Annotated in this window: 1 protein-coding gene; it reads right to left on the bottom strand. The window is 50.9% G+C overall.

Annotated elements, in window-relative coordinates; genetic code table 11:
* A partial coding sequence (locus D6783_01400) for a hypothetical protein (protein ID RME53640.1) occupies positions 1–482 on the bottom strand: 482 nt, incomplete at its 3' end.
* Positions 483–1,116 lie beyond the last annotated feature (634 nt).

Here is a 1,116-nt window from a genome sequence, read left to right as displayed (position 1 = left end):
TAGCGCCCTGCGTCGATCTCACTCGCAATGTTGTAAGTCTTGATCACCCAATGATAATCAACGGCGTCAGGTTGATGCCATTTGCCCGAAAGGTAGCTACTTTCTGTGTAAACAAATCCGTCTTTCTTTTTCGGGAAGGCGTTGACTTGTTCTCTCCTCGTGATCTTGAACGTGACTGAGCCTCCAGAGACTTCTGTGAGATCTGCTGCGATTTGTTTGCTCAGTTGGTCTGCATCATTCCAGCCCTTGACCTGGCTGAGCCTACGGTTGCCCTTTGTCTTCATCAACGGGTCGAAGATCAACAAGAACACTTTGACTTCTTTTTTCCATTGCGTTGTTTGTTGCTTGCAGCTCTTTTGGATGCACGCAAAGCCTTTGGGACAGGCACAGTCTTGGGGGCAGGTGGAGCAGTTTTCGGAGGAAGGAGTGCAAGTCCCATCTCCGCAAGTTACTTTTGAGACGCATTGGCCGTTGCGACACACTTGAGCTGAGGAGCAGGAGCAGTCTTGGGGGCAGGTAGAGCAGTTCTCTGAGGGGGCGGAGCAAAACCCGTCTCCACAAGGTTTTGTCTGCACGCATTGTTGCGCCTGGCACGTCGATCCTGAGGGGCAGGAGCAGTCTTGGGGACAGGTAGAACAGTCCTCAGGAAGAGCGCAGCGTCCATCTCCACAACGTTCTTTTGAGAGGCATTGACCACTCTGGCAAGTTTGGCCAGAGGTGCAGGCGCAGTCTTGGGGGCAGGTGGAGCAGTTCTCTGAGGGGGCGGAGCAAGTCCCATCTCCGCATAAGCGAGAAGGATGGACGCCACAGCTACAGGCTTGAAATGAGCCTGTTCCGCCTGTCAATAAGAAGAGGGTGAGCAAGATCAGAGGGCTTTTTCGCCAAGATGTTTGGATCATTCTTCACTCCTGATGGGAGAGCAGCGCGTCTCAGAGGAGAAAACACGCCTGAGGTTGGGTTTGAGGGCCTGTTGTAGGTTGGTGTGTGACTCTTTCTCTTTGTTTTGGAGAAGGTTATCGATATCTTTGGCTTGCATTATAGAACACTTTTTATTGGTTAGTACTTTTTTGTTGCTAAAAAAAATACATTTGGTTAGTCCGTTTGGTGGAGCTGGTG

The sequence above is a fragment of the Candidatus Woesearchaeota archaeon genome (genome assembly GCA_003694805.1).
Classification (GTDB): Archaea; Nanobdellota; Nanobdellia; order Woesearchaeales; family J110; genus J110.
The sequence above is the reverse complement of the archived record's forward strand: the minus strand, read 5'-3'. Positions and strand labels throughout refer to the sequence as shown.